The organism is Streptomyces kryoterrae (assembly GCF_054072135.1).
In genome coordinates, this window is the sequence record NZ_CM133358.1 from 3,831,294 (window position 1) to 3,846,111 (window position 14,818).

10 protein-coding genes are annotated in these 14,818 nt (G+C 71.7%); 4 read left to right on the forward strand and 6 right to left on the reverse strand.

All coding sequences use genetic code 11. The features are described 5' to 3' along the window. Positions 1-185: 185 nt before the first annotated feature. The 4 genes from ACW4TU_RS16275 to ACW4TU_RS16290 are packed head-to-tail and all read right to left on the reverse strand — an operon-like array spanning position 186 to position 5,261. Positions 186-1,361 carry a VWA domain-containing protein gene (locus ACW4TU_RS16275; RefSeq protein ID WP_457428533.1) on the reverse strand — a complete coding sequence of 392 codons (1,176 nt, stop codon included), beginning with the start codon at positions 1,359-1,361 and terminating at the stop codon, positions 186-188. Further along, positions 1,358-3,979: a DUF5682 family protein gene (locus tag ACW4TU_RS16280; RefSeq protein WP_457428534.1), complete on the reverse strand. Its 2,622-nt coding sequence runs from the start codon at positions 3,977-3,979 to the stop codon at positions 1,358-1,360. Before ACW4TU_RS16280 ends, ACW4TU_RS16275 begins: the two co-directional genes overlap by 4 nt. Continuing rightward, the gene (locus ACW4TU_RS16285) at positions 3,976-4,119 is read right to left on the reverse strand and encodes a hypothetical protein (RefSeq protein WP_457428535.1); all 144 of its coding nucleotides are present in this window, start codon (positions 4,117-4,119) and stop codon (positions 3,976-3,978) included. Before ACW4TU_RS16285 ends, ACW4TU_RS16280 begins: the two co-directional genes overlap by 4 nt. Continuing rightward, on the reverse strand, positions 4,116-5,261 hold the full coding sequence (locus tag ACW4TU_RS16290) for an ATP-binding protein (protein WP_457428536.1): 1,146 nt from the start codon (positions 5,259-5,261) through the stop codon (positions 4,116-4,118). Before ACW4TU_RS16290 ends, ACW4TU_RS16285 begins: the two co-directional genes overlap by 4 nt. A 167-nt stretch (positions 5,262-5,428) precedes the next feature. On the opposite strand from ACW4TU_RS16290, the gene ACW4TU_RS16295 reads away from it, so the two are divergent. Together ACW4TU_RS16295 and ACW4TU_RS16300 are read left to right on the forward strand one after the other, a co-directional pair. After that, positions 5,429-6,787 carry an SWIM zinc finger family protein gene (locus ACW4TU_RS16295; RefSeq protein ID WP_457428537.1) on the forward strand — a complete coding sequence of 453 codons (1,359 nt, stop codon included), beginning with the start codon at positions 5,429-5,431 and terminating at the stop codon, positions 6,785-6,787. Between the two features lie 58 nt (positions 6,788-6,845). Then, a complete protein-coding gene (locus ACW4TU_RS16300) occupies positions 6,846-8,504 on the forward strand; it encodes a DUF5691 domain-containing protein (RefSeq protein ID WP_457428538.1) in 1,659 nt (552 codons plus the stop codon). Between the two features lie 17 nt (positions 8,505-8,521). Here the strand turns inward: ACW4TU_RS16300 and ACW4TU_RS16305 are convergent, their stop codons facing one another. Next, positions 8,522-8,887 carry a cobalamin-dependent protein gene (locus tag ACW4TU_RS16305; protein ID WP_457428539.1) on the reverse strand — a complete coding sequence of 122 codons (366 nt, stop codon included), beginning with the start codon at positions 8,885-8,887 and terminating at the stop codon, positions 8,522-8,524. Positions 8,888-9,288: 401 nt separating this feature from the next. Here ACW4TU_RS16305 and ACW4TU_RS16310 point away from each other — a divergent pair, with 401 nt between their 5' ends. Beyond that, positions 9,289-10,194 (forward strand): lipase family alpha/beta hydrolase, encoded by a 906-nt coding sequence (locus ACW4TU_RS16310; RefSeq protein ID WP_457428540.1) that lies wholly within the window; start codon positions 9,289-9,291, stop codon positions 10,192-10,194. Between the two features lie 231 nt (positions 10,195-10,425). Continuing rightward, complete coding sequence (locus tag ACW4TU_RS16315; RefSeq protein ID WP_457428541.1) at positions 10,426-11,982, forward strand: M23 family metallopeptidase; 1,557 nt, start codon at positions 10,426-10,428, stop codon at positions 11,980-11,982. A gap of 89 nt (positions 11,983-12,071) precedes the next feature. On the opposite strand, the gene pcrA is transcribed toward ACW4TU_RS16315, so the two are convergent. Further along, positions 12,072-14,615: a DNA helicase PcrA gene (gene pcrA, locus ACW4TU_RS16320; RefSeq protein ID WP_457428542.1), complete on the reverse strand. Its 2,544-nt coding sequence runs from the start codon at positions 14,613-14,615 to the stop codon at positions 12,072-12,074. Positions 14,616-14,818: the final 203 nt, after the last annotated feature.

Consider the following 14,818-nt stretch of genomic DNA (forward strand, 5'->3'; position numbering starts at 1 on the left):
CCCGGGCGGCGACATGACGACGAGCGTCGGGTAACCACGAGCGTCTAGGAACAGCGAGGAGCAGGACGAGGCGGCGCCGATCCTCGCACGGCCCTCCCGAGGTCGCGCAAGTCCCCCGTTACCGATGCACCCTCATGTCCCTTTTGCGGACCGAAGCCGCCCTCATCTCCCCGGGTTCACTCGGCTCACTCGGTGTCGGGTATCGGCAGCGGGCGCTTCTCGATCGCCGCGGCCATGATGTCCGGGAACAGATCGGGCGTGCAGGCGAACGCCGGTGCGCCCAGCGCCGCGAGTGCCGCCGCGTGCTCCCTGTCATACGCCGGCGCCCCCTCGTCCGACAGCGCGAGCAGCGTCACGAACTGCACCCCGGACGCCTTCATCGCGGCGACCCGCTTCAGCATCTCGTCGCGTATGCCGCCCTCGTAGAGGTCGCTGATCAGCACGACGACGGTCTCGGCGGGCCGGGTGATCTGCGACTGGCAGTAGGCGAGCGCCCTGTTGATGTCCGTACCACCGCCGAGCTGCGTACCGAACAGCACATCCACCGGATCGTCGAGCTGATCGGTGAGGTCGACGACCGCCGTGTCGAAGACGACGAGCCTGGTGTCGATCGACCGCATGGACGCCAGCACCGCCCCGAACACCGACGCGTACACCACCGACGCCGCCATCGACCCCGACTGGTCGATGCACAGGACGACCTCCTTCTTCACCGACTGGGAGGCACGTCCGTAGCCGATGAGCCGCTCCGGCACGATCGTGCGGTACTCGGGGAGGTAGTGCTTGAGGTTGGCCGCGATCGTGCGGTTCCAGTCGATGTCGTGATGGCGCGGCCTGCTGATACGGGCACTGCGGTCCAGCGCACCGGTGAGCGTGGCCCGGGTCCGCGTGGCGAGCCGCTTCTCGAGGTCCTCGACGACCTTGCGTACGACCGCTCTCGCCGTCTCCTTCGTCGTCTCCGGCATCGCCTTGTTGAGGGAGAGCAGCGTGCCGACGAGGTGGACGTCCGCCTCGACCGCCTCCAGCATCTCGGGCTCCAGCAGGAGGGCGGAGAGCCCGAGCCGGTCGATGGCGTCCCGCTGCATGATCTGGACGACGGACGACGGGAAGTACGTCCGGATGTCGCCGAGCCACCGCGCGACCGACGGCGCGGACGCCCCGAGTCCCGCCGAACGGTCCCGCCCCGCCCGGTCCTTGCCCCCGTCCCCTCTCCCGTAGAGCGACGTGAGTGCCCCGTCCATCGCGGCGTCCTGTCCGGAGAGCGCGCACCCGGTACCGTCCGCCGCGTCGCCCCCGAGCACGAGCCGCCACCGCCGCAACCGCTCCTGTGCCGGATCCGCCGACTCGGTCACCGTCGTCATGTCCCCACCCCCACAAGGTTGTTGTCGTCGACGCCCCCGTCACCCGCGTCCGACGGCCCCAGCAGCAGCCGCAGCACCGGCAGCACGGCGTCCGCGCGCCGGGCGTCGAGGTCGGGTGCGAAGCCCGGCAGCCCGGCGGCGCCGGTCACCGCGCTCCCCCGCTTCCCCGGACCGCGCCGGACCAGCTCCCCGAGGGTTCTGCGCACCCCGGGCTCGTACACCGAGAAGGTGCGCCTGAGCAGGGGCAGCACATCGGTGAACGCCTCCGCCGGTACCCCGGTCAGCCAGGCGTCGACCAGCCCGAGCAGCCGTTCGTCGTGCACCAGCAGCATCCCGCCCCCCGAGCCGCCCCCGACGAACCCCTCGATCCACGCTGCCGCGTCCCCCGGCGCCGTCCCCGGCGACAGCACGAGCCCCATGAGCACCGCCGCCTCGTCCTGCGCCAGCTCCCCGTCGTCCAGCAGCAGCCGCACGGCCCGCCCACGCACGACTCCGGCCACGCTGTCCCGCGCGGACAACACCCGAAGCACGGAGTGCCAACGGCGCCGCAGTCTGCTGTGGCGTCCCGGCGTGGGGACATCCTCGGCGGCGTCCGCCGGAGCGCCCGAGGAAGAGGAGGCAGAGTCGGCAGGGGAGACAGAGGTGACCGCGGTGCCGCTCGCCGGAGCGTTCTGGGGCTCGGGGACCTTGGCGGGGATCTCCGCAGCGGCGCCCGCAGGGACGATGCCCGGAGACTCCCCTGCGGCAGCGGTATCGGCCGGAGCTTCCGCCGAAGCCGTGTACGCGCCCGCGGCCTCCCCGAGCAGCCCCACCGCCCCGTGCACCGCGTCCACATGGCGCCGCATCTCCTCGGCGGCCTCCGTGTCGAGCGCGGCGCAGGCCGGGGGCAGGCCGACGAAGACGCGTTCGGCGAGACCCGTCGCGACCTCGGCCAGCGCCCGGGTGTCCGTGCCGCGTACGTCGCCGTAGCGCAGGGACCGGACCAGCGCCGGCAGGGCCTGGGCCAGGTGGCCCACGTCGGCGTCGAGTGCCGCGCGGTCGGCGAGGACGCGCATCACCACGGGGAGCGCGTCGGCCAGTTCGGCGAGCAGACAGCGCTCGGCGAGTGCGGTCACCTCGGCCAGCGAGCCCGCGGCCACGGCGTCGGCCTCTGCCCTGGCGGTCGCCGCCGAGAGCACGGTCGTCCCCCACACACCGGCCTCGGCGACCCGTACCGCCAGCTCCGGCTCCCACCGCAGCCGCCATGTCTCCCGGAAGGTGCCGGTACTGCCGCGCGACACCGCGGGCTCTCCCCACCCGACCCCGAGCAGCCGCAGGCGGTGCAGCAGCCGACTGCGTTCGGCGTCGGTGTCCTTGCGCAGGTCGAGCTCCAACTCCCTCTCCAAGGCCTCCGGTTTGAGCCGCAGCCGGCGCTGAAGCCGCGTCAGGTCGCGCTGCAACGGCACAGCGGGCGCCGACGCCGGTACCTCTCCGAGGACGTCCCCGACGACGAGCCGGTCCTGCACCAGGGCCAGCGGCACGTCCGAGCCCTCGCACATCACCGCCCGCACGGCGTCGGTCGTCTCGGTGAGCCCCGGCAGCGGGCGGCCCCGCATCGCGGCGAGCGTCTCCGCCAGCCGGACCGCCTCGATGACGTGCGCCGAGGAGACCATCCTGTCCTCGGCGCGCAGCAGCCCCGCCACCTTGGTCATCCACCGCTCGACCGGCCGGTCCCGCGCGCCGAACAGATGCCCGTACCAGCCGGGCGAGTCGATGCCCGCCCCGTACCCGCTGGCCCGCGCGAGCCTGCGATGCGTCCACGGCACCCAGGTCACATCCACCTTGACCTTGGGCAGCCCCTTCAGCAGCGCCCGGTCTGCGGCGACGGCGGTCTTCCGCCGCAGCGCGGGCACATGCCAGGCACCGCACACCACAGCCACCGACGCGTCCCCGAACTCCCGCTGCGCCGCCCGCACCTGGAGCCGCATGTACGCCTCCCGCACGGGATCCCGGTCGTGGCCCCCGGTCCCGTACACCTCGCGCAGCGCGCCCATGGCCTCTTCAAGCACCTCGAAGGGAGCGAACACGTCCCCCTCGCCCGTCCCCCGGTGCTCGACGACGTCCTCCCACCAGCGCTCCGGATCGTCGTAACCGCCGGTCCGCGCGAGCACGGCGAGCGGATCGACCCGCAGATCGACGTCCGTGTCCTTGTCCGTGTCGGACGCTGGGCCGTCGGTTCCGTCCTCCTCGCCGTCGTCCCCCTCGTTCTCCCCCTTCCCCTCCTCCTCGCCCTCGCTCTCCCACACCAGCGTGTGCGTGGCGGGGAGGTCGATGAAGCGGGCGGGGACCCCGTGTTCGAGGGCCCAGCGGATCGCCACCCACTCCGGGGAGAACTCGGCCAGCGGCCAGAACGCCGAGCGGCCTGGTTCGTCCACGGCATGGGCCAGCAGGGCGACCGGCGGTCGCATGTCCTCGTCGGCCGCCAGCGGGATCAGGGCGTCGGCCTCGGGCGGCCCCTCGATCAGTACGACCGCCGGCCGCGCCGCGGCCAACGCTGCCCGCACCGCCCGCGCCGACCCGGGCCCGTGATGCCGCACACCGAGCAGCAGCGGCCCGGTGCTCCCCTCGGCTTCGGTCACGACGCCCCCTTCCTGCCCCACGACGAGTCGTCGTCACCGACCGCTTCACTCACCACACCGACCAGCACGGACACCGAACCGCCTCCCACCGACATCCCGAACACCCGCCCCCGTACACCCGCACCCTCAGCACGGCTCACGCGCTCACCTCCCGGCACGCCCGGTAGAAGTCCTTCCAGCCGTCGCGTTCGCGGACCACCGCCTCCAGGTACTCCTGCCAGACGACCCGGTCGGCCGCCGGATCGCGGACGACGGCGCCGAGGATGCCCGCGGCGACATCGGAGGCCCGCAGGACGCCGTCACCGAAGTGGGCCGCCAGGGCCAGACCGCTGGTGACGACCGAGATCGCCTCGGCGGTCGACAGCGTGCCGCTGGGCGACTTCAGCTTCGTCCGGCCGTCCGACGTGACCCCGTCGCGCAGTTCGCGGAAGACGGTCACGACGCGACGGATCTCGTCGACGCCGTCCGGCACGGCCGGCAGGTCGAGCGAGCGGCCGATCTGGTCGACCCGGCGCGAGACGATGTCGACCTCGGCATCGGCGCTCGCCGGCAGCGGCAGCACCACCGTGTTGAAGCGGCGGCGCAGGGCGCTGGACAGCTCGTTGACCCCGCGGTCACGGTCGTTGGCCGTCGCGATCAGGTTGAACCCGCGTACCGCCTGCACCTCCTGCCCCAACTCCGGTATCGGCAGGTTCTTTTCCGACAGGATCGTGATCAGCGTGTCCTGTACGTCGGCCGGGATTCGCGTCAGCTCCTCGACGCGGGCCGTCATCCCCTCCGCCATCGCCCGCATCACGGGGCTGGGCACGAGGGCCTCGCGGCTCGGGCCGTGCGCGAGCAGCCGCGCGTAGTTCCAGCCATACCGGATCGCCTCCTCCGGTGTGCCGGCCGTGCCCTGGACCAGCAGTGTCGAGTCGCCGCTGACCGCCGCCGCCAGGTGCTCGGAAACCCAGGTCTTCGCCGTACCGGGCACGCCGAGCAGCAGGAGGGCACGGTCGGTCGCGAGGGTCGTGACCGCGACCTCGACGATGCGGCGCGGGCCCACGTACTTCGGTGTGATCACCGTGCCGTCGGGCAGGGTGCCGCCCTGCAGGTAGGTCGCGACGGCCCACGGTGACAGTTTCCAGCGGGCCGGGCGCGGGCGGTCGTCCTGCGCGGCCAGCGCCGCGAGTTCGGCGGCGAAGGCGTCCTCGGCGTGCGGACGCAGTTCCTCCGTGCGGTTCGCGTGCGCGGACTGCTCGTGACGCGGGTCGACGGATGTCGGTTCAGCGGAAACAGGCATGGCTCGGTCCCCCTCCAGCTCGGCCGGTCTTGGCCCGTTCGGATCTGGTGTCCACACTGCACCACGCCACTGACAATGCGTTCTGACCTGCGGAAATGTCATTTCGAGGGCTGAGCGTAGATCGCTGCGAGGACCGATTGTCAGTGCCGGGACCTACCTTCGGTGTCATGACTCAGCAGGGGGCACGCTGGACGGCGGATCAGGTGCTGGCACTGGCGCCTGACGTCTCGTCACGCAAAGCGGGAAGCAAACTCGGCGCGGCCGGGCCGTGGTCGGAAGCCGGCAGTTCTGACGAGGGGACGGTGTGGGGACTGTGCAAGGGCAGTGGCAGCAGGCCGTATCAGACGGTCGTCGACATCGCGGACGCCACCGGGCCCGCGTACAAGTGCAGTTGTCCGAGCCGCAAGTTCCCGTGCAAGCACGCGCTCGGGCTGCTGCTGCTCTGGGCGGGCGAGGACGGCGCGGTGCCGCGGGGGGAGGCGCCGGGCTGGGCGGAGGAGTGGCTGGCGGCGCGGCGGAAACGCACGGAGGACAAACGGGCGGCGGACGCTGCCGGTTCCCCGTCCGGGTCCGCTGATCCGGAGGCGGCGCGGCGCCGGGCGGAGCGCCGGGCCGAGCGGATCACGGCGGGGGCGGCGGAGCTGGAGCAGCGCCTCGCCGACCTGCTGCGCGGCGGCCTGGCCACGGCGGAGCAGGCGGGGTACGGGCTGTGGGAGGAGACGGCGGCCCGCATGGTCGACGCCCAGGCTCCCGGACTGGCAGCAAGGGTAAGGGAGTTGGGGGCGATACCGGCGTCCGGTCCGGGCTGGCCGGTGCGGCTGCTGGAGGAGTGCGCGCTGCTCCACCTTCTCGACCGGGGCTGGCTGCGCCGGGGCGAGCTGCCGGACGGTCTGGCGGCGACGGTGCGGTCGCGGATCGGACTGCCGGGGTCGGCGGACGGGCCGCCGGTGCGCGACCAGTGGCTGGTCCTCGCCCAGTACGAGACGGCGGACGCCCGCCTGACGACCCGAAGGATCTGGCTGCACGGCGCGGAGTCGGGCCGTACCGCCCTGCTGCTCTCGTACGGAGCAGCAGGGCGTGCCCCCGAACTGGCGCTGCCCGTCGGCCTGGCGTTCGAGGCGGAGGTGTCCGCGTATCCCGGCGCCGGGCAGTCGCGAGCGGCCCTGGGCGAGCGGTTCACACCACCCGCGCCGACGGACGTACGGCCGCCGGGGACGACGACCGCGCGCGCGGCGGCGCGCTACGGGGAGGCGCTCCGGGACGACCCCTGGCTTGACTCCTGCCCGGTGACACTGGACCGGGTCATACCCGTCCCGGACGGCGGCTCCTGGCAACTGGCGGACGCCGACTCCGACTTGGCGCTGCCTCTGGCCCCCTCCGCCGTCACTCACCCGGGCCTGTGGCGCCTCGTCGCACTCTCGGGCGGCGCCCCCGTCACGGTCTTCGGCGAGTGCGGTCACCGGGGATTCACTCCTCTGACGGCCTGGCCGGAGGGAACGGCGGGACAAGCGGTCCCGCTGTGCTGAGGCGGCTCGACCCGGCTCACGGCGCCGCAACTCCACGACTCCTGACGAAAGGAACCTCATGAACGGCAGCAGGGCATCCGCCCCCGTGGGTTCGCCGGCCGCGGACGCCTGGGAGGAGCTGGTCACCGCGGCACTGCTCGGCACGGAGCGACGTACGCCCCCGGGCTGTCCGCCGGGCAGTCAGGCGCCGGTCGCGTTGCTCGACGCGGCGGCCGTGGAGACCGTACGGCGGCGGGCAGGGCTGCGGCCGGCCCGGGCGGCGACGCGCCCGGAGCCCGCCGCGGCGGACCCGCGCCCGCCGCTGCCTCCCGCGGCGGCCCGCAGACTGTCGCTCCTGCTGGCAGACCGGCCCGGCGTCTCCGGCGGAGGTGGTCGCCGGGGTACGACGCCGGATCTGATGGAGCTGCTGCCCCAGTGGCTCGCGGCGGCGAACACGCACGGTTTCGCGGCCCCTCCACAGGCGCTGCCCGCACTGCTGGACGCGGCCAGGGGGCGTACGGATCTACGCCCGGCGGCCCTGGCGTTCGCGGGCCCGCGCGCGCTGTGGCTTGCCCGGCTGAACCCGGACTGGCGGTTCGCCCTGCGCTCGACCCCGGGCGGGGGCGTGTCCCTGCCCGGGGCCGAGGAGACAGAACGGATCCAACTGCTCTGGCAGGAGGGCCTGTTCGCCGAACGCGTCACCCTCCTCGCGGCGATACGCACGCGGGAGCCAGCCGCCGCCCGGGAGTTGCTGGAGACGACCTGGCCGACGGAGCGGGCCGAAGACCGGCTGATGTTCCTCGACTCGCTCCGCACGGGACTGCACACCGAGGACGAGCCGTTCCTGGAGCGGGCGTTGGCCGACCGCAGCCGCAACGTCCGGGCGACAGCTGCCGAGTTGCTGTCCGCGCTGCCCGATTCGGCACTCGCCGCACGGATGGCGGTCCGCGCGGGAGCGTGCGTGGCGCTCGACCACACGAACACCGCCGACGGCGAGGGCGGCGGTACGAGGGGTGAGCCCGCACTTGTCGTCGAGGCGCCGCACGAGTGCGACGCGGGCATGGAGCGCGACGGCGTCGTGGCCAAGGCCCCGGCAGGGCGCGGTGAACGGTCCTGGTGGCTGGGCCAGTTGGTGGAGGCCGCCCCGCTCGGCTCGTGGCCGGGGCGGCTCGGCGGACGTACGCCGGAGGAGATCGTGGCGCTGCCGGTGGCCGACGACTGGCGGGGCGAGCTGCACGCCGCGTGGTGCCGGGCGGCGGTGCGGCAGCGGAACGCCGACTGGTCCCGGGCGCTCCTCGGCGCGCCCTCGACACCCGAGGCCGGCGGGCCCGGGGCGGTGTCCCTGGCGGAGCGGGCGAAGCTGCTGGCCACCCTGGACTCCGCCGAACGGGCCGAGTGGGTGGCGGGGTTCATCGCGACGCACGGGCTGTCCGAGGCCTTTCAACTGCTCGGGGTGTGCGCGGTGCCGTGGGCTCCGCCACTCGGGCGGGCCGTGGTCGACGCGCTCAATATCGCGCGGGACGCGGGGAGTTATCCGTGGAGCTTCAGCGGCGTGATGGGCCTCGCGGAACGCTGCCTGGACCCCTCCGAGGCCGGCCGCCTCGACGGCCTGCTGGCGATACCCGACGAAGGGGAGGACGCGTCACCGGGCGCCGGAAGCTACTGGGCGGAGGCCTTCCAACGCCTCGTGAGCACCCTGCGCCTGCGCGCGGCGATGGCGGAGGAACTGAGAAGCTGAAGATGAGTTGCGGGTGCTCAGACAACCCCCTCACTCCCGCACAGCCCCCGCCCACCCCGCGCCCACTCCGCAACCGAAGCCGTGATCGCCTCAGGCGCACCGCCGAACACCTTGATGTCCGCCGCGTCATGCTCCCGCAGGAGGTCGACCACAGCCGCGAAGAGCGTGTTGTGGGCGCCAGAGAGCGTGGAGAGCCCGATCACGTCGGCGTCCTCCTGGATCGCGGTGCCGACGATCTGCTCGGGGGTCTGGTGGAGGCCGGTGTAGATGACCTCCATACCGGCGTCACGCAGCGCCCGGGAGATCAACTCGGCTTCGCGGTCGTCACCGTCGAGCCCCGGCTTCGCCACCACCACGCGGATCGGACCGGCTGCCACACCCATCGCTGCCTCCATGAAGTGAACGAACGTTATGTCAAGCATCCCCCAACCGGCAGTTTCGCGACGGATGCCGAGGGGGAAATCACACGGTGGGACACGTTCGCCGCGCACCGGTGGGACCGGCGCAAGGGGAGCCGCATCGAGGTCGTCGCACCACCGCGTCGCGAGCCGCGCGCTGTGGGGGTGCGGTGCGTCGGAGAGGGCACGAAGGGCAGTAGGGGCACGACAGCGGGGAGCTTCGTCGCCGGCCGGCAAGGAGCTTCGCCACCCCCTTGGCGTCACACACGCCGCACGCCTCACTCGTGCACCACCACCGACGTCACCACCGACCGCCCTCGTCGCGACCCCCCACGAGGGCACACGGGGGACAGAGAAGTCTCCCGCGTGCCGACAGGAGGTCGGCCATGAAGGTCATCCGGGCAGCACTGCCCCTGCTTCCACTCTGCCAGCGCGTCCTGCCCAGCAGGCTGACGGCGGGCCTCTCCGCCGCGCTGCTCAAGGCGACCGCCCTGGAGGTCGCGATTCTGGCGGGACATCTTCTCCTCTATCCGTCCGGCATCGTCCAGGAGCGCCGGCCCGCGCCCCCCGAACCCTCCGCGCTCCCCGGCGCCCGCACGACCGCCACCTCCCCCACCCACCTGCCGACGGCACCGAAGCCCCCGGTCGTCCTCCTCCACGGCTTCATCGACAACCGCTCCGTCTTCGTCCTGCTGCGCCGGTCCCTCGCCCAGCACGGCCGACAGCAGATCGAGTCGCTCAACTACTCCCCGCTGACCTGCGACATCCGCACCGCGGCCGAGCTGCTCGGCCGGCACATAGAGGAGATATGCAGGCGCACGGGCCAGCCGCGGGTGGACATCGTCGGGCACAGCCTGGGCGGTCTGATCGCGCGCTACTACGTGCAGCGCCTCGGCGGTGACCTCCGCGTCCGTACGCTCGTCACCCTCGGCACCCCGCACTCCGGCACCCGGGTCGTCCCGCTGGCCGACGCGCACCCGATCGTCCGCCAGATGCGGCCCGGATCGGAGCTCATCGAGGAACTACGCCTCCCCGCGCCGGACTGCCGTACGCGCTTCGTCAGCTTCTGGAGCGATCTGGACCAGCTGATGGACCAGCCGGAGACGGCCTGCATCGATCACCCGGACCTGTTGGCGCAGAACGTGCAGGTCACCGGTATCGGCCACCTCGCCCTGCCCGTGCACCCCGCCGTCGCGACCGGGATACGGCAGGCCCTGGACGAGAGCGACCACGCCCTCACCGCCGTGCGGCAGAACGACCACGTCCGAGTCGGCGGACTGACCGTGGCGTGAACCCTGTCCCGAACGCCACCCACAGGCGGGTCAGAACTGCCGAACAGCCTCCGGAATTCGAACACTCTTCGAACGCCAGGCCAAACCCGTGCCCGCAGTCCCCCGAAACACGGCCGATTGCCCGTTTCCCGCAAGCACGAAACCTGCAGAAGATTGTCGTGCCCGCGTACCGCCGGGTACAGTCGCCGCACTGCTCTGCCAGCCCCTGTTGTCGAGGCGAAAGAGAAGTTGGTGAACGAACGTCACCCGTCGGGGACCATGACCACCCCGGCTCCGGCTTCCGATGCCGCGACGGCTCATTACGCGTCGTACGGCACGCAGGAAGTCCCTTTCGGTGACTTCACCACGCACGACCCCACCTTCGCCAACGGTTTCGACGCGGGCATGGGCACGGGTACCGGCACCGGAAATTTCGAAACCGACCCGCTCTTCGGCAACATGCCGGGCGAGGACACCACCGGTTCGTACGACAACTCCCAGTGGTCCACGGGTAGTCACCAGACCCTGAACTACGACCCCTATGCGGCCCAGCACCACGCCGCCTACGACACCGGGGCGTACGACACCTCCACCTGGACGCCCGACTACCAGCAGCTCGCCGGCATCCCCGCGCAGACACCGCCTCCCGGCGGTGACACCAGCGGTCAGTGGGACGCGAACGCCTGGCTCCAGCCCGAGCAGGCCGGCCCGGCCAACCAGACCCAGCAGTGGGAATGGGGCACGCAGGCCTTCGACTCCGGTGTGTACGACGCCACCCAGTGGAACTCGGACAGCGGCTCGGAGGGCACTCCCGCCCCGTCCTCCGAGTACGACCACGCGCATGACCACGAGTACGACCAGCAGGCCACCGCGCTGTTCGAGCAGATCACGGACGTGGCGGACGCACCGGAGTACGACCAACACGCCCTCGCCCACGACGAGTCGGACCCCTTCACCGATGGCGAGCTGCCCGCCGAGGCCCCGTTGCTCGACGGCCAGGAAGAGGTCGCTCCGGGCGCGGTACCCGGAGTCGGACGCGCGGCGTCCCGTACGGCGGCGCGCAACGCGGGCCGGTCCAGGCGGCGTACCCCGGCCAAACGTTCCGCCCTGCTGACCATCGCCGTTCCGTCCGCGTGTGTGATGGGGGTCGCGGGTATCGCCGCCGCCTCCGTGGGCGGGATGAGTGGTGACAGCGAGCAGAACACGGTGACGTCGGCGTCGGACGGTGTCGCCGTGAAGCCGTCCACCGCGAACAACAAGCTGGACTCCCAGCTGGAGAGCCTCTCGGCGGGCGCCGACGACTTCGCCGACCGGGCCAGCCGGACGCAGGAACGTATCGACCTCAAGGCTCAGCAGCTCGCCGACAAGAAGGCAGCCGCGGCGGAAGCCGCCCGCAGGGAGCGACTGCGCCCGAAGTACGCCCTCCCGGTCGAACAGCGCGGCCTCAGCGCCTACTTCGGCCAGGCCGGCATCAACTGGATGTCCGTACACACCGGGATCGACTTTCCCGTCTCGTACGGCACGACGGTGATGGCCGCTACCGACGGCACCGTCCGGACGCAGTGGAACAGCGCATACGGCAACATGATGATCGTGACGGACAAGGACGGCACGGAGACCTGGTACTGCCACCTCTCCAGCTACCAGGTCGCGTCCGGTACGACGGTCAAGGCCGGCGACCCCATCGCGTACTCCGGGAACTCCGGCAACTCGACCGGCCCGCACCTGCACTTCGAGGTACGGCCCGCCGGCGGCTCGGCGATCGACCCACTCCCGTGGCTGCGCAGCCACGGCCTCGACCCGACGTAGCCCACGCGCGCCCCGTACAGGGGGCGCGGGCAACTGCGCGAACAGCCCCCACCGGCCCGCAGGGTGATTCCCGCGCTGCCGGCGGAGCGCTAAAGCTTCTCCACCGGCGCGTACCGCAGCAGCAGCCGCTTCGGCTTGTCCTCGCCGAAGTCGACCGTCGCCTCGGCGTTCGAGCCCGTGCCGTTGACACCCACCACGGTGCCCAGCCCGAACTGGTCGTGCGTGACCCTGTCCCCCACCGCCAGCGCGACGACCGGCTTCTCGACACCGCCGCGACGTGTGGCGAAGCCGGACGCGCCCGAGGCCGCGGAGCGTGAGCGCGAGGACGACAGCGAGGACGCAACCCCGGAGGCCGGCCCCGAAGACGTCGCCGGAGCCATCGCGCCCGTGCGCTTCCAGTCCAGATGGGCCGCCGGGATCTCCTCCAGGAAACGCGACGGCGGGTTGTACGACGGCTGCCCCCACGCACTGCGCAGCGACGATCGCGTCAGATACAGGCGTTCACGCGCGCGCGTGATGCCGACGTACGCGAGCCGCCGCTCCTCCTCCAGTTCCTTGGCCTGGCCGAGGGCACGCATGTGCGGGAAGACGCCGTCCTCCATGCCCGTCAGGAACACCACGGGAAACTCAAGGCCCTTGGCGGTGTGCAGGGTCATCAGGGTGATGACGCCCGAGCCGTCGTCGTCCTCGTCGGGGATCTGGTCCGAGTCGGCGACCAGGGCGACCCGCTCCAGGAACGCGGCGAGCCCGGTCGGGGCCGGCGGCTCGCCGTCCGCGGGCTGGTCCGCCTCACCCGCTGCCTCGGCCGCCGCTGATTCCTGCTCGAACTCCAGGGCGACCGCGGCGAGTTCCTGGAGGTTCTCGATCCGGGTCTCGTCCTGCGGGTCGGTCGACGCCTGCAACTCGGCGAGGTAGCCCGTGCGTTCGAGGACGGCTTCCAGGACGGTCGCCGGGCCCGCACCCGACTCCACGATCGTCCGCAGGTCCTCCATCAGCGTGTTGAACCGCTTGACGGCGTTGGTCGACCGCGAGGCCATCCCGTACGCCTCGTCCACGCGCTTCAGCGCCTGCGGGAAGCTGATCCGCTCGCGCTGGGACAGCGCGTCGATCATCGCCTCCGCACGGTCGCCGATGCCGCGCTTGGGAACGTTGAGGATGCGGCGCAGCGGCACCGAGTCCTCCGGGTTGGCGAGGACGCGCAGGTAGGCCAGGACGTCCCGGACCTCCTTGCGCTCGTAGAAGCGGACGCCGCCGACGACCTTGTAGGGCAGGCCGACGCGGATGAAGATCTCCTCGAAGACACGGGACTGGGCGTTCGTCCGGTAGAAGACGGCGACATCGCCCGCCTTCGCGTCGCCCGCGTCCGTCAGCCGGTCTATCTCCTCGGCGACGAACTGCGCCTCGTCGTGCTCCGTGTCGGCGACATAGCCGGTGATGCGCGCACCCGCGCCCGCGTTGGTCCACAGGTTCTTCGGGCGGCGGGACTCGTTGCGCTCGATGACCGCGTTGGCGGCGCTCAGGATCGTCTGCGTGGAGCGGTAGTTCTGTTCGAGCATGATCGTCGTCGCGTCCGCGTAGTCCTCCTCGAACTGGAGGATGTTGCGGATCGTCGCGCCTCGGAAGGCGTAGATCGACTGGTCGGCGTCACCCACCACGCACAGCTCGGCGGGCGGCAGGTCGTGCTCGCTGGGCGGTACGTCAACGTCGTCGCCGGTGTGCTCGGCGGTGCCGACGAGTTCCCGTACGAGCGCGTACTGGGCGTGGTTGGTGTCCTGGTACTCGTCGACGAGGACGTGCCGGAAGCGGCGGCGGTAGTGCTCGGCGACGTCCGGGAAGGCGCGCAGCAGGTTGACCGTCGTCATGATCAGGTCGTCGAAGTCGAGCGCGTTGGCCTCACGCAGCCGCGACTGGTACATCGCGTACGCCTGGGCGAGGGTCTTCTCGAAACCGTCGCTCGCCTGGGCGGCGAAGTCCTCCTCGTCGATCAGCTCGTTCTTCAGGTTGGAGATCTTCGCGCTGAAGGACTTGGGCGGGAAGCGCTTGGGGTCCAGGTCCAGATCGCGGCAGACGAGCGCCATCAGCCGCTTGCTGTCGGCGGCGTCGTAGATGGAGAAGGAGGAGGTGAAACCGAGTCTCTTGCTCTCCCGCCGGAGAATCCGCACGCACGCGCTGTGGAACGTCATCACCCACATCGCGTTCGCGCGCGGGCCGACGAGATGCTCGACGCGCTCCTTCATCTCGCCGGCGGCCTTGTTGGTGAAGGTGATCGCGAGGATCTGGCCGGGGTGGACGCCCCGCTCGCCGAGCAGATACGCGATGCGGTGGGTGAGCACACGTGTCTTGCCGGAGCCGGCGCCCGCCACGATGAGCAGAGGGGTGTCGGCGTGCACGACGGCCGCGCGCTGGTTCTCGTTCAGCCCGTCCAGGAGCGCGGCCGGGTCCACCACCGGGCGCGGGGCGCCGCCGCGGTAGTACGCGTCCCGGTCCGGCGGCGCGTCGAACTTCCCGCCGAACAGGTCGTCCGGAAAGGGTTCCGGCTCATGCTCGTCCTCGGGCGGCGGCGGGGGCTCCTCCTCGTGGGCCCGAGGGCCCTGGAGGTCCGCCAGGAAGCTGTCGTCAAAGAGGTTGCTCATCGCTCTCCGAGTCTAGGCCTCCCCACTGACAGCCCGCCCCCACCCCGAAAACATCCCCCGGAATCCGCACCGGACGACCGGGTCCGCACGGACAGTGGTCATGAAACGGGGTGCAATCCACAATTCACCAGCTAACACATCAGACTCCTTCTGATTGATCACATAGAGCCATGTCTAGGACCGAGGTCACACATACGTATCGG

Excerpts from the sequence above, each read along its gene's own strand:
- ACW4TU_RS16275 (WP_457428533.1), bottom strand. The coding sequence starts at position 1,361 with ATGACGACGGTGACCGAGTCGGCGGATCCGGCACAGGAGCGGTTGCGG.
- ACW4TU_RS16290 (WP_457428536.1), bottom strand. The coding sequence starts at position 5,261 with ATGCCTGTTTCCGCTGAACCGACATCCGTCGACCCGCGTCACGAGCAG.
- ACW4TU_RS16295 (WP_457428537.1), top strand. The coding sequence starts at position 5,429 with ATGACTCAGCAGGGGGCACGCTGGACGGCGGATCAGGTGCTGGCACTG.
- ACW4TU_RS16300 (WP_457428538.1), top strand. The coding sequence starts at position 6,846 with ATGAACGGCAGCAGGGCATCCGCCCCCGTGGGTTCGCCGGCCGCGGAC.
- ACW4TU_RS16305 (WP_457428539.1), bottom strand. The coding sequence starts at position 8,887 with ATGGGTGTGGCAGCCGGTCCGATCCGCGTGGTGGTGGCGAAGCCGGGG.
- ACW4TU_RS16310 (WP_457428540.1), top strand. The coding sequence starts at position 9,289 with ATGAAGGTCATCCGGGCAGCACTGCCCCTGCTTCCACTCTGCCAGCGC.
- pcrA (WP_457428542.1), bottom strand. The coding sequence starts at position 14,615 with ATGAGCAACCTCTTTGACGACAGCTTCCTGGCGGACCTCCAGGGCCCT.